Here is a 26,134-nt window from a genome sequence, read left to right on the forward strand (position 1 = left end):
ATAACAATAAACGATGAAAAATAAACTATTCATATCTATCTATTGTGGTCTGATGATATTGTTGGCTTCCTGCAACAATTACTTAGACGTAAAGCCCAAAGGAAAGATAATTCCTGAAACAGCTGAAGATTTTTCGACCATTATCCATTATTGGTTGGATCAGATAGAAAAAGGAAGAGATGACGTTATCATTCCCAATCCAGAAGTAATGACAACTTTAGAGATGTTTGCCGATGACTTGAATGCAACGCTTGCCAGCAATTTCGGCTATACGAGCATTTATGTGGGAAGTGCCATTAACAAAAATCAGGCCACTTACAAAACACTCTACTCTGTTATCAAAGACTGTAATATGGTTATCGGCAACATGGATGATACGGAATCCGATTTAGCTAGAACCCTATTGGGGACAGCCTGGAGCATTCGTTCTATTTGCTATTATAACCTTATGCAGCGCTACTGTGAGCCATACCAGCCGGAGACGGCAAAAGAGACTCTCGGACTTCCACTTGTCGACGATTTTGATATGGAAGCAAAGCCTGCACGCGCCAATCTGAAAGAAACTGCTGAATTTATAGAAGAAGGATTCCGAAAAGCCCTCTCATATAATGTGTCTAATGAAGACTTTATCTTTACTTCATCCGTGACAAAAGCCTACTTCGCACGTTTCTTCTTTTGGACACAGAACTGGAGTAATGCTATTACCTATGCCAAAGAAGTATTGGAAAAATACCCGATGCTGGAAGCTGACGAATATGTAGAAGCCATTAACCAGAAACAAGCAAAAGCACACAATGTCATTATCCGTTCATTCACCATGGATGATGATATAGGAACCATGAGTTACGCAACTGCACAAGCCGATATAAAATCAAGACCTGTCGACAGAAATTTGGTTGATTTATTTGCGGCCACCGACAATGACGTACGTCGCAGATGCAACTATGATTCCAAACGGATTGTCAATAAAATCATCACCACCAAGTTTCGTAGTGAAGAACTTTGCCTGATTATAGCCGAAGCCCACGCACATCTGAATCAGGAAACAGACGCACTAGGTTATCTTAACCAGCTTCGTTCCAAACGAATCACTCAAGATTATATAGCCTACACGATTGACAATCTCCCAGAAGTTTTCCAACAAAATATAAAAACCGACGCCACTGGGATCCCTTTGACAAAATTGATGTCAGCCATCCTCTGTGAACGCCGTAAAGAATTGTTTGTTGAAGGCGACCGCTGGTTTGAATTAAAACGCAACGGACGTCCGGAATTTTGGGTCGCTGCCAAAGGAAAGAAATTTATCACAGAAAAGTATCTGTATACTTTTCCTATTCCCAAAGCAGACATCAGATTATTTCCTGATTTGCTCATTCAAAATCCAGGCTACATAGAATAATTTATCCATAAAAAACAGAAACAGTCATGAAAAAGATACTATATATCCTATGTTTCATTCTTACAGGTTCTTCCGCTTTCTTGGTTTCATGTGATAAACCGGAAGAACTGACCCCAAAAGTAGATAATACATCAGAAGATTATTTACTTCCCACCGGAAATATCCTGAATGCACAAGACCGTGAAGAAGTACAAGCATTATGGGATGAATACAACAATGCCATTAACCAATAAAAAAGGATTAAAATGAAAACAAAAATCAGAATAACAGGCTCCTTCCTGCTAATGATTATACTAATCATAGTGTCGGCAGCTTGCAGTGATGACGACTCATCGGGTGCAAAGTTATCTTTTAGTCGCTCCATATACATATTACCTTCTAACGGTAGCCTGGAAGTGGAATTGAGAGCTTCTGTAGCACCTGAAACAGACTTAAGCATTCCTGTCATCATTGAAGGTACTGCCATATTGGATGAAGACTATGAAATTTCTGCTAACGGGTTCATGATAAAAGCCGGAGAAACAAGTGCCACTTTAACCATTACTCCCAAAAACAACCTGACTGCCAACCGTGAAATCCGCCTTTCCATCAACCCGGTTTCCGGATATACGCTCGGTGACAAGAAAATAGCGATTATCCCCGTTGAAGTGAAAGAGCACATTATGTATACTTTCAAGCCTGTTATCTATCGTCTGTTAAGTGAAATAGACATTAGAATCGAAGTGGAAGGAGAAAATAGCGGCAGCAGTTTCAGGGCAACAACAGACATCGTGTTGCCGATAGAAATAGACCCGTCCAGTACAGCTATATTGAACGAAGATTTTGAACTTGAAAACGGAATAACTTCCGTCACCATTCCAAAAGGATCTTACTACACACGTTTTAAGATAAAAATAAAAGAAGGAGCAGAAGATTATACAGGAAAAAACGCTATCCTTAAACTAGGTACACCAGTTGACAACTCCGAACTCTACTATCCGGGCTCATTTGTATCCTATAATATAAAACTGGATCAGTTAAAGTTTACTGACATGCTGGGCAAATGGAAACCTGTGGAGATTAAAGATAAAGACAACTATGTATATGTTGGCATGCCTGACGAAGACTGGATAAATAGTCTGCCGGAAAACAATGGAGCTAATGACTACCTGGAATTTGTACATCAAGAAGATGGCACAGATAAAATAATCCCATATCTAACGGGAGATTTAAAGGACTTCTTTTGCAACCCTCAAGGCCACACTGTTGTTTTCGACCATATAGAGAAAGGTATCTATAACTGGATAGCTGATGAGGAATATGACGCTCCTTATTTCACCACCTCTCAAGTGAATCGTTGTTTCTCAAAGAGAAAAACAGAGCTCGGAAATGCATTTATAGGATTGGATAAGATAGATGATAATAATATTATCATTTACTTTCACGATTTTATACCAACTGATTTCTTCAGCTCAACGTTTGAAGAGTACGGTCATTATTTCGATGCGAGTTTCTTTGGTATAACCTACGCATTCACAAGGGTAGTAGAATAAACAAAACAGAAGAAAAACCTCATTAAAAGTATAAGCCAATTAATTCATCTTATCACGAATTAATTGGCTTTTTTATATCTAATCATTTTATAGATTATATCTATTTCCGCAGTGCCTTCTCAATCGTAAACAACCGGTAATCATACTCCTCTTGCATTTCCCGGTTAGGTGCTACTGATTTCGCTCTCGTAAACTCACTTTTCAAATCCAACAGACAGCCATACCAGAATGGAGCCCGTTCAGGAGCAGAAGAATAAGGAATGCTCTCAATAGCCGTCATACCCCGGTAAGGACAAACAGTCTGAATAGTCAGTTTAGAAGAAGCATTAGCTGTCTCATCTTTCCCTTTCGGCACATTTACATTCGACCAAGAAATGACAAAACTCAGCAATTGTCCCTGTAAGAAACGTTTCCAGTCGTCAGGCTCCTTTCCTACCCTTGCTTCCTTAAAAAGATGATTCTTTAAATCTTCGACAGCCTGCTGTTGCGTATAAGGGTCATCTGATTTACTTTCGCTAAGCCAAAGGTTATTGAGCTGTATTAATAGCAAATTGGCAAAAAACTTCTGTGAATAGTCAGCAGCGCTACCTGTCAGCGCACAATGATTCAACAGTTCCCGATTGTCCAACCAGTTCATTTGACTGATAGCTTCCATCATCCACTGGTACGAACGACGTTGCAACTCTTTGGATACCGGTTGATAAGAAGGGTAACTATCCCCTTGATAACTGTCATTCAAATAGATTCCACCAACTTGCTGCAATACATGCTTCACATATTCATCCGCCTGATTGATAATTTCTCCATATAGTGAGGCTCGTTTTTCATAGTTGAAATCTTCCTTGTCCAACCATCGGTTTGCATTCGCCACTACTTTACCCAAATTCTCAAAAGCAATGGTTGCCGCACGAATAGCATCATTTCCCAAATCCATCTCCATTCCGCGAGGATCATAATAAGCTTTCCTGCTCTGCGGACGTTTAAAAAGCAATAATGGGTTCTGATTCCGTTCAGAAACCAGCTTCCGCAAATCCGGCAATTCTTCCTGCGGTGTTTTCTTATTCATGGACTGATAAAGATAACGAATCGCCCAATGGTCATATTCTCCCAGCACTTGTTGCGTCAAAGGTATATCAGCACTATAATTATCAACCGAAAGTAAATAGTTCATCGGCAACTTATCCATGACTGACGCAGATAGCCCATGTTTTTTTACAAACTCTTTCGACTGAAGCGAATCTACCGGATAAGCAATAGATCCTGCCATATTATCCGTCAATCCCAGACAATGCCCCCAATGCCTCAACAATAACGAAGTCAATGCTTCTTCCACCAAATCTTCATCCGGCATCAACGTGCGGGCTTTCTCGTTAAAGGAAGCTGTCTGTAAGAAATAATTCAGCTGAATTTTCGAAGCTAAATTATGAGGGATATAAATATTGGCACTTATTATTTCTCCTGTCAACGGATCACTCCAATAATTATCCGTAATCTGACCGGAAGGTGAAACGACATACCGGATACAAGACTTAGTAATACTGTTGGCATCAAATCCTATATCTTTAGGGTAAGGTTTCACATCTAACGCATTAGAAAAACCTATTTTCTGAAAGCTTTTGTTCCATATCTCAGCGCTACGATACACACACTTCTGCCATTTTTCAGGCAACAGCGTATCCACATAGAAAACAACAGGTTTATCAGCAGCCAGGTTCCAGCGATTCACCCAATACTGTATGTTGCTACCTTGCTCCTTATCCGAAAAATTCACCTTGCCGCTCCATAAAGTTCCGATACGAGGATCAGCCAAACGAGGGCAATAATCCCCATCTTCCGGTAATAACATAAAAGTACGCTTCACAACTGCGCTGAAAGGAATATTCTCTGCTATCGGAAAAATACCGAATAATGACATCGCTAATTCATAGCTCATATAGCATGAAATAGATACATTATCTGGATAAGAAGCTATTCCAGATATCATTGATTGTTTCTGTTTGAAAGAGGCTTTACGCTTCACCCAGCCTCCCATTGTATTGTATGCTTTCGGATCAATCGGATTCATATATTTATCATCCTGGAAAACATAAGATGTAACGTCAATCACCAAAGCACTGTCCGGAGAATAAGCCTTTATAGAAAACTGATTTAAAATGACATCACTGAAACTTTTTTTCAGCGCATCTCCGATACGGGAATTTTGTTCTGTCACCGGACGGTCCGCTATCTGATATAACCTAACTAAAGAATCGGACCGGCAGAATTTCACTTGCAAAGGTGCAGCAGGGCAAAAGCCAACAGATGATTCCTGCGGGTTACTTAGTTTATCGACTACACCTCCCATCAGCAAACGTTTACCCAACACATCTCTGGGTATTTCCATATATACTTTATTGTCTACCCAATAAAGATTCATCAGTCCTTTAGTTTCGACGCTATTCGGTTTATCCTTCAACAGTTTTTCGTATGCGCTTTTGGGTTTAACCTGCTCTATTTTCCCTTTTTTCTTTTTTTTGGCAACAGCCTCCAAAGGAGAAAAGACAAACACACCAAATACTGATAAAAAGAGCAAAAAGATATATTTATTCTTCATAATCATCTGTTTAATGCATTATTCATTTGATGAAGCAATAACTGATAATGAAGCCGCGTATCTTTATCAGCATGTTGCTTCCGGCTGTTTAATAAATTACGTATGCGCAGGAAATAACCATAACACATACTATCCTGGTTTTGGGGAATAAAATACTCTGCCATTGGTTCGTCAAATCCAGCCACTGGATTAAACATACGCCCCAGATCGGACGCACAACAACATCCTTTATGCCCTACACCTGTTTTATGATGAAAAGCAGCTAACTGCCCCCATGCATCTTCTTCACTTTTCAATGATTTAGTATCTTTACTCAATCGGATTCCGGCAGTCGAAGCCAGGTGTTTGATAAACAAATTCTGCAGTTTCATTTGAGTAGCACTTAATTTACGTCCTTGTATAGTAGGATTCCATATATATGTATAAATATCATTCATACATTCATCAACATCATATCCTTCTCCTTTACCGGCTTTTAATGCCGAAAATTCTACCCGGGCAGGAGCTTTCATCAATAATTTCATCATTACATCCCGCAAAGCATCCGATGGTTTCCCTACCATAGGCAGTACCTTCAGGACATTTTCATCATCCAGCCAATCCAAGGTCGCCAATTGCTCCAAAAAGTAATTCATTGCCTCTTTCTGCTTCTCTTTAGGTTCAACCTGCAAGGCTTCCACCTTATCACCAACCAATTTTTCATGCAAATAGATTCCTCCTATATTATGATATACATGCAACATATAAGTCAGATATTGCATGATTATACCATCGTAAATATCCGACCGATGTGTATAATCCACATCTTCTTCTCCTAGCCATTGATTCAGATTAGCCAGAATGTATTTCAGATTTTTCACTCCATATCGGGTTGCTTTCACAGCATCATCACCCAAATCTTCCGTTTGAGAACGAGGGTCGAGTATATCCGACTGCTGCTTGCCATACCGATATACAGGATTATCTGATAAATCCGTAATCCATTTCGAAGTGATGGCATATTCCTCTTCCGGAGTTTTAGCTTCCGGCACAGGTGTATAATTCCAGCGAATCAGATAATCGTCATACAAACCAAAATATGGCGGCATCATACGTACTCCCCGTTCCATATCACCAGGTTGTGCCACATAATTAAAACGCGCGTAATCCATAATGGAAGTGGTAGTACCATGCTTCTGCGTAAATGAAGGAGAACGGAGCGAATCTACGGGAATTACGGAAGAAGCACTCATATTATGCATAAATCCCAAACAATGACCCACTTCGTGAGAAACGACATAACGTAAAGCATCGTCCATCACCTCTCTCGGAATTACTTTATGACGTACACGCTTATCGGCTTGAGCAGTTTGAACAAACAGCCAATTATTCAACAATTTTATGACGTTATGGTACAGATATACCGAAGCATTCAATATTTCCCCACTACGAGGGTCAACCCACGATGGTCCCATTGCATTCTCAATCCCTATCGGAGCATAACGAATACATGAATATTTCAAATTATCCGGATCAAATTCCGGATCGTCTTTCGGAAATTCTTTAGCCTGGATAGCTTGTGTAAAACCGATTTTTTCAAATGGCTCATTCCATTGATTGACAGCTTCAAATATAGATGCTTTCCAACTTTCAGGAAAACAACTGTCTACGTAGAATACAATCGGTTTAATAGGAGTCACTTTCTTTCCTTCAATATAACCTCTCAAATCTGAAGGTTCCAAACGCCAACGATTGGCATAATAGATAGAACGGGTTGTCTGTTTAGCAGCTGAATATTCATTTTTCATTGTAGGAAAAATGCCAATTCTGCTATCCATCAATCGGGGACGATAAGGAATCGTATCCAATAATATAATCGAACGGGTTACCTTTGCGGTCAGAGGCTCGTCTTTTATGTCTTTCCCTTTGCCCCCAGTCAACGAATAAATATAATTCAAGCAACTACGGACTGATATGTTATCTTCAAAAGCCTTAAAACTATCAATAAATGATTTGTTACTTTGAAATGAGGTCAAACGTTTACGTCCCCCTGATGTATTCACGCTATATTTATCGAACGGGGACATTAATTTATTGTCACTTACAAAGAAATCGGTAACATCAAAAACAACTGCCGTACTGTCGTTATTATAAGCCGAAATATCAAATACTTGCAGAATGGCATTCATATTACTCATCTCAATAGCTGCCTTCAATCGGTGACCATTGTCATCACCCACATTATTGGTCTGCACTGCCGACAAGCAGACTTTATTATTCAATTTCTCAAAACGAAAATGAAGAGGTTCGGTAGGTTTCGAACCAATAATAGCATTCTTATTATCACTAATTTCTGTTACTGTAGAACCTAGTAACATATCACGCTGCAACATTGATAAAGGAAGTTCAAAATAAACTTTCTCCTTTACTTTATGTACAGTGATAAAACCTTCTGCTTTTGAATGATTAGATGAGAACAGTTTATCATAAGCAGTTTTTTCTTTCTCAACAGACTCCTTCTTTTTTGACTTTTTGCGTTTAAAAGAAATAGCATTTGCTGATACACTCCCTCCTAGTATAGAAAACACCAAAAGAGCCACCCAAATTCTTTTCATTTTGATAATAGTGTTAATTCATATTCTGTAATAGGATACAAATTTAAGAATTATAAAGAATTAACTCCAATAAAATCGACTTTTTCCTCCAGAAAAACTACACAATATTTTTTGTAATACATCGACCTATAAGTTACACTTCACTTATAAACTGCTCAAAACTATATTTAAAATCCTCATTCAATATTAGCTTATACTCCTTGGTGAATTGATCAAATGCAGTATATGCCATTCCCATGCGCTTCAAATCCACTAAAGCACGGCACTTAACGCGAACAGACTCTTCATCTAACGAATCAAATCGCAGAATACAATTTGAGATTTGTATTCTCAAGTTATCATTTCCTACAAATTGCTTGCTATCTCTTAACCGGCTCAGAAGATCAATCATTGAATCGGAATAATCTGCTTTAAAACTATCTACCCAATCAAATTGCATGTTAGGAAGCAATTGACCAAATGAAGCCAGACTCAATAATTTTTCCAGATCTTCCTTATAGACCACATCTAAAGGCGCCATCTTTTGCATCGAATGTCATCTTAATGATAGGTGACGGCATGGGACTGGCACATATCTGTTCAGGAACATTAGTGATTATTTCAGCTAATCATGAAACCGGAGCATTAGCTTTACGTGATGGAAACATAAAAGAAGGCAAAATGAAAGCAATGTTTGTATCTAAAGGACATACACCAATCATGGTTCCACTGTTTGCATACGGTCCACAATCCAAACTTTTTGGCGGTGTTCAGGAAAACAGCGATGTAAGCAATAAGATTTTCCAATTACTCGCTAAATAAGATAAAAAACAGATCTGTCATTCAAACTGAAATAAGAAAGAGTTTCTTCTTTGTATATAGAAGAAACTCTTTCTTATTTCTTTTCTGCCTGATAGACTCCAAAAATAATGCAACCCGCTCCCAATAATGTAATCCATGTGATTTGTTCGTGAAGAATGATTACGGATGCCACCATTGTTACCAACGGATTGAGATAGATATAATTGGAGGCTCTAACGGTTCCCAACTGTTTCAATACCACATTCCAGAGGACATAACAAACCAAGGATGCCAGGACGGCCAAAAATAAGAGATTGGATAATACAACCGGTTTTAAAAGTACATTGAAATCCGGTTGCAGCGGATGAAGAAGAAAGGCGGGAAGTATGGTCAATACTCCATAAAAGAATATTTTGCGGGTGATAAATACAGTGGGGTAACGCCCTGTCATTTTCTTTATCACCAAACTATAAAATGCCCACGACAGGGCGGCAAGTAAAGTGAGCAAATCCCCTACCGGAGATAATTTGAGCACGAAACTACCGTTGAAGACCACCAGTCCCACCCCGATTAAAGCTAATATGGAACCATAAATCAAACCTTTAGTGGCTTTTTCACTCTTATAAAAGAGAAGGGAGAGAATGGTAGTAAGCAAGGGAGCTGTGCAAATGATGAAAGCGACATTGGATGCTTGCGTAATTCCCAAAGCTGTATTCTCTGTAAAGAAATAGAGCGAGCCACCGAAAAGACCTCCTGCCATCAACCAAAGTTCGTCTTTCCAGTTACTCGTAAACAGACGTTTGGGGGAAATCACCCAAATGCCCAGATAAGCAATAAGAAAACGATAGAAGAATATCTCCTGAGGGGTCAGCCCGTGATTAATCAATACTTTGGTTGATATGAAAGTCAACCCCCAGATAGCAACTACAAGTATCGCAATCAGATGGTAAAATCCATGTTTCAGTTCCATAATGATAGTGATGTTTTTTAATAGAATGCAAAGATAATGAGAAGTTATGGAATGTTTGTTTGGAGAAGTAACAAAAAGCCCGTACCTTTGTTTATGTTCAAAGAAAGCTCCTAAAATTAAGGTATAAGTTATGGAAAAATATATAGCACCGGACAGGAAACGTATCCCATACGGCATGATGAACTTTGCAGTAATCCGCCGCGACGACTGTTATTATGTGGACAAAACCCGGTTTATACCCATGATAGAAGAGGCGGACAAGTTTTTCTTCTTTATTCGTCCGCGCCGTTTCGGCAAAAGCCTCACAATAAATATGTTGCAGCACTATTATGATATACTTGCCAAGGATAAGTTCGAAGCGCTGTTTGGCGACCTTTACATCGGAAAGCACCCTACGCGCGACCGAAACAGCTATCTAGTGCTGTATCTTAACTTCTCCGGCATAGTAGGCGAACTGCACAACTACCGCAAGGGACTGGACGCGCATTGCCAAACAATGTTCGACTACTTCTGTGACATTTACGCCGACTATCTCCCCAAAGGCATCAAGGAAGAACTCGACAAAAAAGAAGGAGCTGTCGAACAATTTGAATACCTGTTCACAGAATGTAATAAGACCAACCAACGTATTTACCTCTTTATTGACGAATACGACCATTTCACCAATGCCATCCTATCGGACATAGAAAGCCTGCACCGCTATACGGACGAAACACATGGCGAAGGTTATCTGCGCGCCTTCTTCAATAAAATCAAAGCCGGAACCTACTCCAGCATCGAGCGGTGTTTCATCACCGGCGTAAGCCCTGTGACAATGGACGACCTCACAAGCGGTTTCAATATCGGAACCAACTACTCGCTCACACCGGAATTCAACGAGATGATAGGTTTCACGGAAGAAGAGGTGCGCCAAATGCTCACTTACTATTCCACCACCAGTCCGTTCAACCACAGTGTGGACGAACTGATAGAAATAATGAAACCCTGGTATGACAACTACTGCTTTGCGGAAGAATGTTATGGCGAAACCACTATGTATAACTCCAATATGGTGCTATACTTCGTCAAGAATTATATCCAACGGGGCAAAGCCCCCCGGGATATGGTAGAAGACAATATCCGTATCGACTACGAAAAATTACGTATGCTCATCCGGAAGGACAAAGAGTTTGCCCATGATGCCTCCATCATACAAACATTGGTGAGCGAAGGTTACGTCACCGGAGAACTGAAAAAAGGTTTCCCTGCCGTCAATATCACCAACCCCGACAACTTTGTGAGCCTGCTCTACTATTTCGGTATGCTCACCATTAGCGGCACGTATGAAGGAAGGACCAAACTCACCATCCCCAACCAGGTAGTCCGCGAACAAATATACACCTATCTGCTGAGTACCTACAACGAAGCCGAACTTAATTTCAGCAGTTACGAAAAGAACGAACTTGCCAGCGGTCTTGCCTACCGAGGCGACTGGAAAGCCTATTTCGGTTATATTGCCGACTGCCTGAAACGCTACACTTCCCAGCGCGACAAACAGAAAGGCGAATTTTTTGTCCACGGCTTCACGCTTGCCATGACGGCACAAAACCGTTTCTACCGTCCTATTTCCGAACAGGACACACAGGCAGGCTATGTCGACATTTTCCTTTGTCCGCTACTGGATATCTACTCTGACATGAAGCACAGTTACATTGTGGAATTGAAATATGCCAAGTATAAAGATCCCGAAAGCCGCGTGGAAGAACTACGACAGGAAGCTATTGCCCAAGCCAACCGCTATGCTGACACTGATACGGTGAAAAGAGCAGTCGGCACTACACAGCTTCATAAGATAGTGGTGGTATACAAAGGAATGGATATGCCGGTATGTGAAGAGATTTAAAACAAAAAGAAACTCTCATTACAAGAGCACATTATACAAAAAAACAGATAGGCTAACAAGTCTTTTTTTAACGATTTCACCTCTGTCAGAACTTAAGTTTAATTCTGACAGAGGTGATTCTTTATTTTCCGAAGCTTATGAAAGTTTGTTCAAACTATTTGGTCACCTTGTAAGTTCCACTTCCATATACTTTTGACTTCGTCTCTCCGGGAAGGGTTACGGTAGCGGTAACACCCTTAGGAATGGTAAATTTCCAAACCCAAGTGTTGCCTTCGTATTTCCAGGAACTCTTGATGAGTCCGGCAGCAGAACGGTATTCGGCAGCCATGTGTCCTAACCGCTTGTCTGGAATAGGCTTCATAATGATATGTTTGAAGCCGGGGCTGGCTGGATCGGCTGCGATACCGGCAACGGTTTCCCAAATCCATTCACATACGCACCCGTAGGCATAATGATTGAAGCTGTTCATGCCACGTGGTCCCATTCCCTTGTCTAGCATATAGCTGTTCCATCGTTCCCAGATGGTGGTGGCTCCGTTGTCTATAGAGTACAGCCAGCTCGGGTTCTTACGTTGGAAGAGAAGTTCATAGGCAATGTCTTCCATGCCATTCTCCGTGAGGGTGGGCATAAGGATGGATGTGCCTAGGAATCCGGTCTGCAAGCAAAGGTCATGTTGTGCGAAGTTTTCGCGCAGGCGGTTTATCATATTTGTTTTGGCTTCGCCTTCCACAAGCTGGTTCTTTAGAGCGAACAATGCAGGTGTCTGCATGGTGTTGAGGATAGCGGTTTTGAAGGTACCGTCTTCATTGAGGAAGTTCTCTTTGATGTACGCCTTTGCCGCATCAGCCATTTGCTGGTACTTGGCGGCATTGCGACCAGTGGCGACAGCCATATCCCGCATCATGAAAGCATCTATCACCCAATAGGAAGCGCTTAAATAGTTCCAGTAACTAATAGCCTCGGGAAGCGGACCTTGAGGAGAGAAAGCCAGTCCGCTACAGCTCTCCAGCGGTTCGTAGCTCAACCAGTCGGCCCATTGATAGTTGCCGTTCTCGCTGCGGAGGGTCTCGTGGTTATATTTGGTATCGTTGATGTGGTTCATAAACAGATCCATGGCGTTCCAGTTTTCTTCGATGATTTGCGTGTCACCAAATTGCTTCCATACCGTCCAGGGCACGATGATTCCGGCATCGGCCCAACCCAAACGCATTTTCTCATCGCCATATTGTGCTAAGGGAGCCACTCCGGGGAATCCGCCCAAACTGTTCTGTGTATCGCGCATGTCACGCATCCACTTGTGGAAGAACTTCATGGTGTTGGCAAAGAATGTACCGGTTTCGGCAAACACTTGTGTGTCTGCTGTCCAACCCAGGCGCTCATCGCGCTGCGGACAGTCGGTGGGTATGGACAGATAGTTGGATAGCTGCCCCCAATAAGTGTTGGAGATGAGTTTGTTCACAAGGTCGTTGCCTGTGGTGATAGTGCCAGTCTCCAGCTCCTTTGCGATGGAAGTAACGGGGATGGACTTCAACGACTTGATGGCGACATTCCCGGTGGCAGTTATGGAGACGTAGCGGTAGCCGAAGAAAGTACAATGAGGATGATAAGCCACATAATTATCTCCGCCAGCAAAGGTGTAATCCAAACGGATACCAGTGTGGGGGATGCGCAGGTTTTCGCGATGGCAGCTTCCTTCCGGACCGTCCATGCCACGAATCCTGGCACCGTTGCCGTCATTGAGCAACTCTGCGGGAAGGCAGGTCAGCACAGTTCCCTCGGCGGCTTTGAATACGAAAGAGGGTACGGCGGCACTGTTTTGTCCGAAGTCTACCACCAGCGTCTCTCCCGGACGTACGGTCATCTCCTTACCCAGTGCGAACTCACGGTCGATGATCACTTTACCGAACTCATTTTCCTTCGCTCCTTCTATATTCTTCCAAACGTATGCTCTGACAGGAGCGAGGGCGAGATCTGTACGCAGATAAACTTCCGCTCCGTCCGAAGGCAGGATGTCGCCGGTGAATTCGGTATTCTCTTCGGGTGTAGAGAGTTTGTCCGCACATTCGTAACCCATCGGTTGGCGTGCATCGTACTCTTCTCCGTCAAAGATGCCGGCATGTTTCACCGGGCCGGCAATTCCAGCTTTCCAGTTTTCGAGGTCGGTACCGTAGCGTTTCTTGGTTCCGTCAGAAAAAGTCAGTTCCAACACACCGCGAAAAGCACATTTCTTACCTATCATGCCGTCGTGTCCTCCGGGAGTTACAATTTTATCTCCCCACCATCCTGGTGTTACCTGCACGGATAATATATTCTCGGCATTTGACTTGGTACGGATGACGTCTGTGATATCATAAGTAAAAGAACGTTTGGTCTTGGCGTGATGTGTGAAGCCTGGTTTCAAAAATTCCCTGCCTACGGTTTTTCCATTCACATACAACTCGTAAACTCCCAGTCCGGCAGTCATCCATTTGGCGGAGATGACTTTCTGTTCGTTTTTCACGGTGGATACGAACCAACTCGCACCGTCGGCTGCGCGACCGTTGTTGTGTCCTTTCGCCACGGGGGCGTCTGTTGCAGAAATCCATTTGGAGCCGTTCCAGGCCGATGCTTCCAACGCATCTGTACGTTTTCCGACTTCGGTGGCGTTTATCGGTCCGCCATTCGAGAAAAACGCAAGAATCATGACCGGAACAAGATTCGTAAAATAATGAAGATTCATTTTCATACTTATATATAATTTGAGATTAAAGATTAACTTGGAAATATTCTTCTAGTTTACAGAACTCACACAACAAAATTACAAAATTATTATGATATGACAGACAATTTCTACATTTTTACTCAACGATCATTCATTTCTGCTCTTTCTGAAACAGACTCATAAGTCCGGGCCGATTGAACAGACGACACAAGGGCTTTTTATGTGGAATGATCGATAATCGGGCAATTGAAGGAAAGAAATCATGCGGATAAAGTTATATCGAATTCACGCCAATGAATATCAGAACTATTCTCACAGTGATAAGAATTAATTCTCATCGCTATGAGTATTTTTTCTCATTACATTGAGAATAATTTCTCATAATGATGAGAAAATTTTCTCATAAGAATAAAATGCTTTGAGAAAAATATCAATGTAAGTAATTGAATGAATGCGATTTAAAATTAAGATATCCGGGATTCTTCAATCCCATTCTTTGAAGACTGAATATGAGACAATATGTACTCTACAAACAAACTGACAACCCTCCGAGGAATACCCCTCTAAATATTAGGTAGTTCGGTACAAAACACGTAATTTTGTGCCTAGAATTAGAAATAACAGTATAAATCACTATCAATAAAACTTTATCACTATGGAGTACAATTTCAGAGAAATTGAAAAGAAGTGGCAGAAAAGGTGGGTGGACGAGAAGACCTACCAAGTTACGGAAGACGAATCGAAGCAAAAATTTTATGTACTAAACATGTTTCCCTACCCATCAGGAGCCGGTCTACACGTAGGTCACCCGCTGGGATACATTGCTTCGGATATTTACGCCCGTTACAAACGACTGCAAGGCTTCAATGTACTCAACCCGATGGGATATGACGCTTACGGTCTGCCGGCAGAACAGTATGCCATCCAGACCGGACAGCATCCTGCCATCACTACCGTCAACAATATCAACCGCTACCGCGAGCAGTTGGACAAAATAGGTTTCTCTTTCGACTGGAACCGTGAAATCCGCACTTGCGACCCTGAATATTATCATTGGACCCAATGGGCCTTCCAAAAAATGTTCAACAGCTATTATTGCAACGACGAACAGAAAGCCCGCCCTATCGAAGAACTGGAAAAAGCCTTCGCCATCTACGGAAACAAAGGGCTCAATGCTGCTTGTAGCGAAGATATCAGCTTCACCGCCGAAGAGTGGAACGCCAAAAGCGAAAAAGAAAAGCAGGAAATCCTGATGAACTATCGTATCGCTTATCTGGGCGAAACGATGGTAAACTGGTGTGCCGAATTAGGAACTGTACTGGCTAATGACGAGGTAGTAGACGGAGTCAGCGAACGTGGCGGTTATCCTGTTGTCCAAAAGAAAATGCGCCAATGGTGTCTGCGTGTATCCGCTTACGCACAACGTTTGCTTGACGGATTAGACACTATTGACTGGACAGATTCTTTGAAAGAAACCCAAAGAAACTGGATCGGACGTTCGGAAGGTGCTGAAGTGCAATTCAAAGTAAAAGACAGTGACCTCGAATTCACCATTTTCACCACTCGTGCAGATACCATGTTCGGTGTTACCTTTATGGTATTGGCTCCTGAAAGTGAATTGGTGGCACAATTAACGACTCCTGAACAAAAAGCAGAAGTAGACGCTTACCTCGACCGTACCAAAAAACGTACGGAACGCGAACGTATTGCCGACCGTAGTGTGACTGGTGTGTTCAGTGGTTCGTATGCCATCAATCCGTTCACAGGTGAAGCAGTGCCCGTATGGATCAGCGATTACGTATTGGCCGGATACGGAACAGGAGCTATTATGGCTGTACCTGCTCACGATAGCCGCGACTATGCATTTGCCAAACATTTCGGATTGGAAATCCGTCCGTTGGTAGAAGGTTGTGATGTAAGCGAAGAAAGTTTCGATGCAAAAGAAGGAATCGTTTGCAATTCTCCGCGTCCGGATGCCACTCCTTACTGTGATCTTTCTCTGAACGGACTGACCATCAAGGAAGCGATAGAAACAACCAAGAAATATGTAAAAGAACACAATCTGGGTCGTGTGAAAGTGAACTACCGCCTGCGCGACGCTATTTTCTCTCGCCAACGTTACTGGGGTGAACCGTTCCCTGTTTACTACAAAGACGGAATGCCTTATATGATTGACGAAGCCAGCCTGCCGCTGGAACTGCCGGAAGTCGCTAAATTCCTGCCTACCGAAACAGGTGAGCCTCCATTGGGACATGCAACTAAATGGGCTTGGGATACAGTAAACAAATGTGTCGTAGAAAATGAAAAGATTGACCATGCAACCGTCTTCCCGCTGGAACTGAACACCATGCCGGGATTCGCCGGTTCTTCGGCTTATTATCTCCGCTACATGGACCCGTATAATCATCAGGCATTAGTTGATCCGAAAATTGACCAGTATTGGAAAAATGTAGACCTATACGTAGGTGGTACCGAACATGCAACAGGGCACTTGATTTATTCTCGTTTTTGGAATAAATTCCTGTATGACATGGGTGTGTCTGTAATGGAAGAACCCTTCCAAAAGTTAGTAAACCAAGGAATGATTCAAGGTCGCAGCAACTTTGTATACCGTATCAAAAATACCAATACTTTCGTTTCATTGAACCTGAAAGATCAGTACGAAGTTACTCCTATCCATGTAGACGTAAATATCGTATCCAATGACGTTTTAGATTTGGAAGCATTCAAAGCATGGCGTCCTGAATATAAAACAGCCGAATTTATCCTTGAAGACGGAAAATACGTTTGCGGATGGGCAGTTGAAAAGATGAGTAAATCTATGTTCAACGTGGTTAATCCGGATATGATTGTTGAAAAATACGGTGCAGATACTCTTCGTATGTACGAAATGTTCCTCGGCCCGGTAGAACAGTCCAAACCGTGGGATACAAACGGAATCGACGGTGTACACCGTTTTATCCGTAAATTCTGGTCGTTGTTCTACAGCCGCACAGACGAATATCTGGTAACGGACGAACCGGCAACGAAAGAAGAATTGAAGAGCCTGCATAAATTAATCAAGAAGGTGACTGGTGATATTGAACAGTTCTCTTACAATACATCTATCAGCGCATTCATGATTTGTGTAAACGAACTCTTCAACCTGAAATGCAGCAAGAAAGAGATTCTGGAACAACTCGTTATCACTCTCGCTCCTTTCGCTCCTCATGTCTGCGAAGAGTTGTGGGATGTATTGGGACACGAGACTTCCGTATGCGACGCCCAATGGCCTGCATACAACGAAGAATATCTGAAAGAAGATACTATCAACTATACCATCTCCTTCAACGGAAAGGCACGTTTCAATATGGAATTTGCAGCAGATGAAGCTTCGGACGCTATCCAAGCGGCAGTACTAGCCGACGAACGTTCGCAGAAGTGGATTGATGGCAAGACTCCGAAAAAGATCATTGTCGTTCCGAAAAAGATTGTAAACGTTGTAATTTAAAGAAACAGTTTCAAGTATTAAGTTTTAGGTATTAACTTGGCGGATATATTTGGAAAACGACTATGGATAATACTTAAAACTTAATACTTGAACTTAATACTTGAAACTTAATACTTGAAACTTAAAATCCATGCATAAACTAACAAAAGCGGAAGTAATGAGAGAAGTGAAAGATTATATCTACATCACTCTCGGATTGATAAGCTATTCTTTGGGATGGGCAGCATTCCTTTTACCCTATCAGATAACTACCGGAGGAACTACCGGTATCAGCGCTATCATTTACTATTCTACCGGATTTCCCATCCAATGGTCATATTTCGTCATCAATGCGATACTGATGACGTTTGCTTTCCGAATATTGGGTCCACGGTTCAGCATCAAAACGACATACGCCATCTTCAGCCTTACTTTCCTGCTTTGGTTATTCCAACTGTTGGTCAACAATTACGTTGTGGCGCCGGACATGACTCCCGAAGGTCAACCGTTGCTACTCGGACCGGGACAGGACTTCATGGCGTGCATCATCGGTGCAGTCATGTGTGGCATAGGACTGGGTATTGTATTCAACTATAACGGAAGTACCGGCGGAACGGATATCATCGCTGCCATCGTCAACAAATATAAAGATGTGACCCTCGGACGAATGATTATGATTTGTGATATCTTTATCATCAGCTCCTGCTACTTTATATTCCACGACTGGCGCCGGGTTATTTTCGGCTTCGTCACGCTGTTTATCATCGGCATCGTGCTCGACTGGATTATCAACAGCGCCCGGCAATCGGTTCAGTTTCTCATCTTCTCCAAGAAATATGATGAAATAGCCGACAGCATCATCAAAGATGCCGACCGTGGGGTGACGGTGCTCGACGGAACGGGATGGTACAGCAAGAAAGACGTAAAAGTACTTGTCGTATTGGCGAAAAAACGCCAGTCGCTCGACATCTTCCGTTTGGTAAAACGCATTGATCCGAATGCTTTTATCTCTCAAAGTTCCGTTATCGGTGTGTATGGCGAAGGATTCGATAAGCTGAAAGTGAAATAATAATCGGTTGATAAGTAGTGAACAACCTTGTTAAAACAAAAAATAAGATGATGAAACGCAAACTTGTATTTGCTACCAATAATGCTCATAAACTGGAAGAAGTGGCCGCTATCCTGGGAGATCAAGTGGAATTACTAAGTCTCAATGATATCGGTTGCCAAACGGATATTCCAGAAACAGCTGAAACACTGGAAGGAAATGCGCTGTTAAAATCTTCCTATATCTATAAAAACTATCATCTGGATTGTTTTGCCGATGATACGGGATTGGAAGTGGAAGCCTTGAACGGAGCTCCCGGAGTCTATTCCGCCCGCTATGCAGGAGGTGAAGGACACGACGCCCAGGCTAATATGCTCAAACTTCTTCACGAACTGGACGGAAAAGAAAATCGTAAAGCACAATTCCGCACCGCTATTTCGTTGATACTGGACGGAAAGGAGTATCTCTTTGAAGGAGTGATAAAAGGCGAAATAATCAAAGAAAAACGCGGTGACTCAGGATTTGGCTACGATCCTGTATTCATGCCTGAAGGTTACGACCGGACTTTTGCCGAATTGGGAAATGATATCAAAAACCAAATCAGCCATCGCGCACTGGCTATACAGAAACTTTGTGAGTTTCTGCAAAGCTGATTATACATACCCACTTAAAAAATATAAAACACAATGAAGAAAATTACTTTATTTGCTCTACTTACGCTTCTATTCTGTACTTCGTGTGTAACAAAAAAGAAGTTCATGCTTGCAGAGATGGCAGCCACCGCAAGCAAAGACAGTCTGCAAGCGTTGTTGAATAACTCTCGCGAAGTTGGTAACCAGCTATCGGCACAAGTCAAAGACCTCTTGCGTGATACAACCAAGATGGGGAACAGTATCCGCCAGTATCAGAGTATGTTGAATGTCAACATGACTGAACAGGAAAAACTGAATGCACTGTTGAACCAGAAAAAGAATGAACTGAACGAAAGAGAACGCACCATCAACGAACTGCAACAGATGATTAATGCTCAAAACGAGAAAGTACAGAAACTGTTGAGCAGCGTAAAAGATGCGCTATTAGGATTCAGCAGTGATGAACTGACCGTTCGCGAGAAAGACGGAAAAGTATATGTGGCAATGTCGGACAAGTTGCTGTTCCAGTCGGGAAGTGCCCGTTTGGACAAACGTGGTGAAGAAGCGCTTGGCAAACTGGCCGAAGTATTGAACAAACAGACGGACATCGACGTATTCATCGAAGGACATACGGATAACAAGCCTATCAATACGGTACAGTTTAAGGATAACTGGGATTTGAGTGTGATCCGTGCCACTTCTGTAGTTCGTATTCTCATCAAGAATTACAATGTAAATCCTTTGCAGATTCAGCCTAGCGGCCGCGGTGAATATATGCCTGTTGATGACAACGAAACAGTAGAAGGCAGAAGTAAGAATCGCCGTACGGAGATTATTATGGCTCCGAAGTTGGATAAGTTGTTCCAGATGCTTCAAAGTTCGGAAGAAGCAAAATAAAAACAATCTTATTTGATATAAAACTCGAGCGTCTTCATTTTAATGTGGAGACGCTCGAGTTCTATTATAACGTCAGTTCGATGTAACTTCGTCCGTATGGTTGCCCCTCCTTCGGGAAGACGGAGAATAGAAATAGTACAAATTATTAACCGAATACTTTTAATTCAATAACAGAAACTACTTTAAAGCTGATTATAATCCCAACTTAGCCGAAATCTCCAACATCCGCTGAATCGGCTTCACTGCCTTCTCCGCCACCTCCGGATCTACCGTAATTTCCGGTGACTCATTCTTCAGACACTCATACAGCTTCTCCAACGTATTCAGCCGCATGAAGCTACACTCATTGCATCCGCACGTACTATCGTTCGGAGGAGCAGGGATAAACGTCGTCTGCGGACACTTCTTCTGCATCTCATGCAGGATACCCGATTCGGTGGCCACGATATAGGTGTTTTCGGGATGGTTCACGGCATACTTCAACAATGCAGCCGTAGACCCTACCACATCCGCCAGCTTCAAAACCGTACTCTTACATTCGGGATGTGCCAAGACCAACGCTTCCGGATGCTGCGTCTTCAATTCCACAATCTTTTCAACAGAGAATTGTTCATGCACATGACAAGCTCCGTTCCAAAGCAACATATTACGGTTCGTAACTGAGTTGATATAATTTCCGAGATTCCGGTCCGGACCAAAGATTATTTTCTCATCTTTGGGGAAGCTTTCCACAATCTGCCGTGCATTGGTGGAAGTCACCACCACATCCGTCACTGCTTTCACGGCAGCTGTCGTGTTGACGTACGAAATAACGGTGTATCCCGGGTGTTCTTTGACAAACTGTGCAAACTGATCTGCCGGACAACTGTCTGCCAACGAACAACCTGCCGCCATGTCGGGCACCAACACTTTCTTGTCCGGACAAAGCACCTTTGCCGTTTCCCCCATAAAGTGAACGCCACACATCACAATAATGTCCGCTTCCGTCTTGGCTGCCCATTGAGCCAATGCCAAACTGTCGCCAACATAATCGGCGATGTCTTGTATTTCTCCCTTCTGGTAGTAGTGTCCCAGAATGATTGCATTCTTTTCTTTCTTCAGCTCGTTAATAGCCTTTATGAGTTCATTCATAATAATATTCTTATTTCTTTCCTTTTAAAAAAAATCCTTTGTTAGTGATGATAGCCTGTTAATAGTGTTAGCAAATAAATACGGTTTTTCTTGCCGGATAAGTTATTAGTCCATACTTCTGCTTTATGAGTCGGTTATGAACTGATGTAAAGGGCAAGATGTCCTATCCTACTTGCTTCATTATCAATGAAAGCATCATTAAATGCCGTCAAATGGAAGTTTGCTATTAACTCCCTGTTGATAAAGTGCAAAGTTAAAAACTTTATGGATATAAACAGGCAGATAAGTGCTGAAAAATATGTTTATGTCTGTGTAGAAAGTTTTGGGTTAGTTTTTTGGAATGTTCATAACGAAGGCCTCTTATACCTTCTTTTGAATAATGCAAGAATTATTTTTCAAAATCTTTGCCGATAGTTTTGACAGGTTTTAAACCGTTATCAACACCTTGTTAACTGAAAAGAATTACCTTTGTGGACGAGAACATAATAAAAGAAAAGACGTATGCGTAAACTGAAAATAACAGAGCTGAACCGTATCAGTGCCGAAGAGTTTAAACAGGTTGAAAAACTGCCTCTGGTGGTAGTGTTGGATGATATTCGTAGTTTGCACAATATAGGTTCTGTGTTCCGTACTTCGGATGCTTTCCGTATTGAATGTATCTATCTGTGTGGCATTACGGCCACTCCGCCACATCCTGAAATGCATAAGACTGCACTGGGTGCAGAGTTCACTGTCGACTGGAAGTATGTTAATAACGCTGTTGATGCTGTTGATAACCTCCGGAAAGAAGGATATATCGTGTATTCCGTAGAACAGGCGGAAGGAAGCATCATGTTGGACAAACTGGAACTGGATAAAACCAAGAAATACGCCATCGTAATGGGAAACGAAGTGAAAGGGGTACAACAGGAGGTTATTGACCATTCGGATGGCTGCATAGAGATTCCTCAATATGGTACCAAACACTCTCTGAATGTTTCCGTAACAACTGGTATTGTGATTTGGGATTTGTTCAAAAAGTTACGTTCATAGTCATGATACAGGATTGGTTAATAAGTTGTTTATAACAGGTTGATAGCTTAGTTAATTTGTTCATAATCAATAGTTGTTTGCTGTTTATAACTATACGTAGCCGTATAGAACCATAGAGTGGAATGATAGTGTCGGGCAGACAGTTGTTATCGCTGTTAATAATCCGTTTGCAGGCTGTTAATACTTGAGTTGTCAGGTATTAACAGCCTGCATGATAAGTATTAATAGCTGGAAAGTCAAGTATTAACTTCTGAGAAAGCGGCAATTAACACCTTGCGGGAAGCCTGTTAATTGCTGAAATGATAACCGGTAACTGGTAATGGTAACTGATAATGAAAACTGATATACCTGAGTAGTTGATAAATTAGTTTATTCAAGAAGCTGTCTAAAAAGTCGGTTCTATCATCATTCTCCTCCTTCAGGAAGGAGGAGTCCCCGTAGGGGGAGGTGGTAGGTAAATATATAAATACATAAATACATAAGTCTTTCATCTACAATAAGATAGGAATAACCTCGTTTATCCTACCACCCCGTCCTTCGGACACCCCTCCTTCCTGAAGGAGGGGAGTTAGAGTTACTGGCGACTTTTTAGACAGCCGCTTCAGTAAGTTTATGTAGGAGAGAGAGTGATAAACTTATCAATCCACGATTGTTTTTTCAGATTTGCCCGTTCTCCACCATCAACACCACGCGTTCTGTTAGTTTATCCTCACCCTGCGGGTCATATTCTTTTTTCAGACTGGCACCGAACAGCGCAGCGAATGTCTGATAGAATCCCGCTTTGAAAGGACCCATAAATGCTTTCACCAGTTCATAACTGGTAGAATTGCTTTGGCGGTCTATTAATTTAATCAACAGTTTCCCTTGTGTAAGGGAGAGTTTTTTCATTCGGGGAGTATATTGATCTTTCAAACCTTTTTCCACCCGTTTGATATGTTTCTGGCGGGCTTTCTCATTGGGCAAAGTCTGAAGATATTCGTAAGTTTCGATGATAGCCTGGTTAATTTCCCTGGAGATAGGATATACCTTTTTTACATTCCGTACCAGTCGGTAATATTCCTGGCGTTCCTTTTCGTTCTTAAACTTTAGTGGGCGGAAGATATACACAGTTCTTAACTGGACACATGGAATCGTATCTCCATTGTAGATACACATCGGAACCAAGTATCCATTCATGCTTTGCTTCTCCTGAGCCTGTACATGCAGTGTACAGCCAACAATAGCAAACAGTGTTGTTACTACTATGTTAAGCCTCCTTTTCACGATACAAAAATAGGATTAAAATTTTATTATTCAGACATTTCTCTTCGATGTTAACCTATTTAAAGTATCTTTGCGGCCTTGCTCGTAAGGATACGACAGGATAATATACATTTTATTGATGAAAACGACTCAACTTATTTGGTTGATAAGTATTATAAACAGCCTGTTCATAATTCCTGCTTGTAGTGCTCAAAACCCTTCTGAAAGTCTTTTAGAAGATATTCTTGAAGATTTGTCTGTTAATAACGATATTAATAACCCTGTTAATACTCTTAATTGGGAAAATGAATTGGAAGAACTTTCCAATCGTCTGCAAGAACCCGTTAATTTGAATACTGCTACCCGTGAACAACTGGAACAATTTCCTTTTTTGAGCGATATTCAGATTGAACATCTGCTGGCTTATATCTATATACACGGACAGATGAAAACCATCTATGAACTTCAACTGGTAGAAGAGATGGATAAGCAAACAATCCGGTATTTACTGCCTTTCGTCTGTATAAAAGCTATTAACAACGAACCTGCTTTTCGGTGGAAAAGCCTGTTGAAAAGCGCCGCAAAGTATGGAAAGAATGAAGTGCTAACTCGCACGGATATACCTTTTTATAAGCGAAAAGGTTATGAACATACCTATTTAGGAGCTTCTGTTTATAACTCTGTGAAATACAGTTTCCGATACAGTGACCGACTCTATGCAGGAGTTGTAGCCGAAAAAGACGCTGGAGAACCTTTTGGAGCTTTACACAATCGCTATGGCTACGATTATTATTCCTTTTATTTGTTATTGAAAAACTGCGGACGATTCAAAGCATTGGCTGTCGGCAACTATCGGCTTAGTTTCGGACAAGGATTGGTGATTAGTACGGATTATTTGATGGGAAAGACAATTTATGCTTCTTCTTTCAACAGTCGCAGCAGTGGGATAAAGAAACACTCTTCTACGGATGAATACAATTATTTCCGGGGAGTGGCGGCTACTATTGCCTTATCTAAAGATTGGGATATTACTGGTTTTTATTCACACCGTTCATTAGATGGAGTAATCACTGACGAAGCAATCACCTCTATCCATAAAACCGGACTGCACCGAAGCCAAAAAGAAGTAGATAAAAAGAACCTGTTCACCATGCAACTGACAGGTGGACACGTGAGTTATCAACACAACCGTATCCACCTGGGTATCACCGGTATTTACTACCTTTTCAACCGACCATACGAACCGGAATTAACAGGCTATTCCAAATACAATCTTCATGGAAACAACTTCTATAATCTGGGGATAGATTATGCTTACCGCTGGCGTCGTTTTTCTTTTCAGGGAGAAACAGCCATCGGAAAACAAGGCTGGGCATCTTTGAACCGTCTGCAATATTCACCGATTCAAAACACTCAAATCATGTTGATACACCGGTTTTATTCTTATGATTATTGGGCCATGTTCGCCCATTCCTTTGGGGAAGGAAGCACGACCCAAAATGAACAAGGCTATTATTTAGGATTGGAGACCTCTCCTTTTGCTTATTGGAAATTCTTCGCTTCATTCGATTTATTTTCTTTTCCCTGGAAAAGATACCGGGTCAGTAAATCTTCCCGTGGAACAGACGGACTGTTCCAAGCTACTTTTACCCCGCGCGCTAATCTCTCAATGGATTTGAGATATCGTTATAAACAAAAAGAGCGTGACCTGACAGGAAGTAAAGAAACACTAACACTTCCTATTTTTCACCACCAACTTCGCTACCGTTTGAACTATTCTTTAGGAGATGTGTTAAGCAGTCGTACAACCTTAGATTATAATCATTTTCATTCTCAGGACAGAGCTGCTGATAAAGGATATCAGGTTACACAAATGATATCCTCCCGACTGCCCTGGACCAGGCTGTTTGCTGACGTTCAGGGCAGTTACTTTTCTACAGACAGTTATGATTCGCGTACGTATGCATCCGAAAAAGGATTGCTCTATACATTTTATACTCCTTCATTCCAGGGTCACGGGTTCCGGTGTAGCATCCGTTTGAGGTATGAACTGAACAAACACTGGTTGTTCATAACCAAGTTCGGGGAAACCGTTTATTTAGACCGTAATGAAATAGGTTCTGGCAATGATTTAATCCGGGGAAATAAAAAAGCAGATATACAAATGCAACTGCGTATTAAGTTTTAATGTATATTTGTCTGCTGAAAAAAATTATAAGAATACGATATTAA

General features: G+C 41.8%; 18 protein-coding genes. 11 read left to right on the top strand and 7 right to left on the bottom strand.

The window, feature by feature from the left end; all coding sequences use genetic code 11:
* Positions 1-13: 13 nt before the first annotated feature.
* From A4V03_RS18525 to A4V03_RS18535, 3 genes are read left to right on the top strand one after another with little or no spacing between them, the layout of a single operon-like run.
* Entirely contained in the window at positions 14-1,399 is a 1,386-nt protein-coding gene (locus A4V03_RS18525) for a RagB/SusD family nutrient uptake outer membrane protein (protein WP_065539885.1), read from the top strand.
* 26 nt (positions 1,400-1,425) lie between these two features.
* Positions 1,426-1,632 (top strand): hypothetical protein, encoded by a 207-nt coding sequence (locus A4V03_RS18530; RefSeq protein ID WP_008646870.1) that lies wholly within the window; start codon positions 1,426-1,428, stop codon positions 1,630-1,632.
* Positions 1,633-1,644: 12 nt separating this feature from the next.
* The gene (locus tag A4V03_RS18535; RefSeq protein WP_065539886.1) at positions 1,645-2,931 is read left to right on the top strand and encodes a hypothetical protein; all 1,287 of its coding nucleotides are present in this window, start codon (positions 1,645-1,647) and stop codon (positions 2,929-2,931) included.
* Between the two features lie 100 nt (positions 2,932-3,031).
* On the opposite strand, the gene A4V03_RS18540 is transcribed toward A4V03_RS18535, so the two are convergent.
* The 3 genes from A4V03_RS18540 to A4V03_RS18550 form a co-directional block, all read right to left on the bottom strand.
* Entirely contained in the window at positions 3,032-5,530 is a 2,499-nt protein-coding gene (locus tag A4V03_RS18540) for a zinc-dependent metalloprotease (protein ID WP_065539887.1), read from the bottom strand.
* A complete protein-coding gene (locus A4V03_RS18545) occupies positions 5,527-8,118 on the bottom strand; it encodes a zinc-dependent metalloprotease (RefSeq protein ID WP_065539888.1) in 2,592 nt (863 codons plus the stop codon). Before A4V03_RS18545 ends, A4V03_RS18540 begins: the two co-directional genes overlap by 4 nt.
* Before the next feature lie 133 nt (positions 8,119-8,251).
* A complete protein-coding gene (locus A4V03_RS18550) occupies positions 8,252-8,647 on the bottom strand; it encodes a hypothetical protein (protein ID WP_065539889.1) in 396 nt (131 codons plus the stop codon).
* Positions 8,648-8,661: 14 nt separating this feature from the next.
* Here A4V03_RS18550 and A4V03_RS18555 point away from each other — a divergent pair, with 14 nt between their 5' ends.
* Positions 8,662-8,919 carry a hypothetical protein gene (locus A4V03_RS18555; protein WP_065539890.1) on the top strand — a complete coding sequence of 86 codons (258 nt, stop codon included), beginning with the start codon at positions 8,662-8,664 and terminating at the stop codon, positions 8,917-8,919.
* A 73-nt stretch (positions 8,920-8,992) separates the two neighbouring features.
* Here the strand turns inward: A4V03_RS18555 and A4V03_RS18560 are convergent, their stop codons facing one another.
* Positions 8,993-9,868 (bottom strand): DMT family transporter, encoded by an 876-nt coding sequence (locus A4V03_RS18560; protein WP_065539891.1) that lies wholly within the window; start codon positions 9,866-9,868, stop codon positions 8,993-8,995.
* 130 nt (positions 9,869-9,998) lie between these two features.
* Here A4V03_RS18560 and A4V03_RS18565 point away from each other — a divergent pair, with 130 nt between their 5' ends.
* The gene (locus A4V03_RS18565; protein WP_065539892.1) at positions 9,999-11,750 is read left to right on the top strand and encodes an AAA family ATPase; all 1,752 of its coding nucleotides are present in this window, start codon (positions 9,999-10,001) and stop codon (positions 11,748-11,750) included.
* A 154-nt stretch (positions 11,751-11,904) separates the two neighbouring features.
* On the opposite strand, the gene A4V03_RS18570 is transcribed toward A4V03_RS18565, so the two are convergent.
* Positions 11,905-14,475 (bottom strand): family 78 glycoside hydrolase catalytic domain, encoded by a 2,571-nt coding sequence (locus A4V03_RS18570; RefSeq protein WP_065539893.1) that lies wholly within the window; start codon positions 14,473-14,475, stop codon positions 11,905-11,907.
* A gap of 631 nt (positions 14,476-15,106) precedes the next feature.
* Between A4V03_RS18570 and leuS the strand changes: the two genes are divergently transcribed.
* The 4 genes from leuS (at position 15,107) to A4V03_RS18590 (ending at position 20,497) form a co-directional block, all read left to right on the top strand.
* Positions 15,107-17,941 carry a leucine--tRNA ligase gene (gene leuS, locus A4V03_RS18575; protein WP_065539894.1) on the top strand — a complete coding sequence of 945 codons (2,835 nt, stop codon included), beginning with the start codon at positions 15,107-15,109 and terminating at the stop codon, positions 17,939-17,941.
* 130 nt (positions 17,942-18,071) lie between these two features.
* Positions 18,072-18,989, top strand: a complete 918-nt coding sequence (locus A4V03_RS18580) for a YitT family protein (RefSeq protein WP_065539895.1) — start codon at positions 18,072-18,074, stop codon at positions 18,987-18,989.
* Positions 18,990-19,039: 50 nt separating this feature from the next.
* Positions 19,040-19,621, top strand: coding sequence for a non-canonical purine NTP diphosphatase (locus A4V03_RS18585; protein ID WP_065540505.1), 582 nt, complete (start codon positions 19,040-19,042; stop codon positions 19,619-19,621).
* A 33-nt stretch (positions 19,622-19,654) separates the two neighbouring features.
* Positions 19,655-20,497 (top strand): OmpA family protein, encoded by an 843-nt coding sequence (locus A4V03_RS18590; protein WP_065539896.1) that lies wholly within the window; start codon positions 19,655-19,657, stop codon positions 20,495-20,497.
* Between the two features lie 192 nt (positions 20,498-20,689).
* On the opposite strand, the gene nadA is transcribed toward A4V03_RS18590, so the two are convergent.
* Positions 20,690-21,628, bottom strand: coding sequence for a quinolinate synthase NadA (gene nadA / locus A4V03_RS18595; protein WP_065539897.1), 939 nt, complete (start codon positions 21,626-21,628; stop codon positions 20,690-20,692).
* A 501-nt stretch (positions 21,629-22,129) separates the two neighbouring features.
* Between nadA and A4V03_RS18605 the strand changes: the two genes are divergently transcribed.
* A complete protein-coding gene (locus A4V03_RS18605) occupies positions 22,130-22,660 on the top strand; it encodes an RNA methyltransferase (protein ID WP_024987760.1) in 531 nt (176 codons plus the stop codon).
* A 657-nt stretch (positions 22,661-23,317) separates the two neighbouring features.
* Here A4V03_RS18605 and A4V03_RS18610 read toward each other — a convergent pair.
* On the bottom strand, positions 23,318-23,836 hold the full coding sequence (locus A4V03_RS18610) for a DUF4294 domain-containing protein (protein WP_089280682.1): 519 nt from the start codon (positions 23,834-23,836) through the stop codon (positions 23,318-23,320).
* 205 nt (positions 23,837-24,041) lie between these two features.
* Between A4V03_RS18610 and A4V03_RS18615 the strand changes: the two genes are divergently transcribed.
* On the top strand, positions 24,042-26,090 hold the full coding sequence (locus A4V03_RS18615; RefSeq protein ID WP_065539898.1) for a helix-hairpin-helix domain-containing protein: 2,049 nt from the start codon (positions 24,042-24,044) through the stop codon (positions 26,088-26,090).
* Positions 26,091-26,134 lie beyond the last annotated feature (44 nt).

The organism is Bacteroides caecimuris, from assembly GCF_001688725.2.
Classification (GTDB): domain Bacteria; phylum Bacteroidota; class Bacteroidia; order Bacteroidales; family Bacteroidaceae; genus Bacteroides; species Bacteroides caecimuris.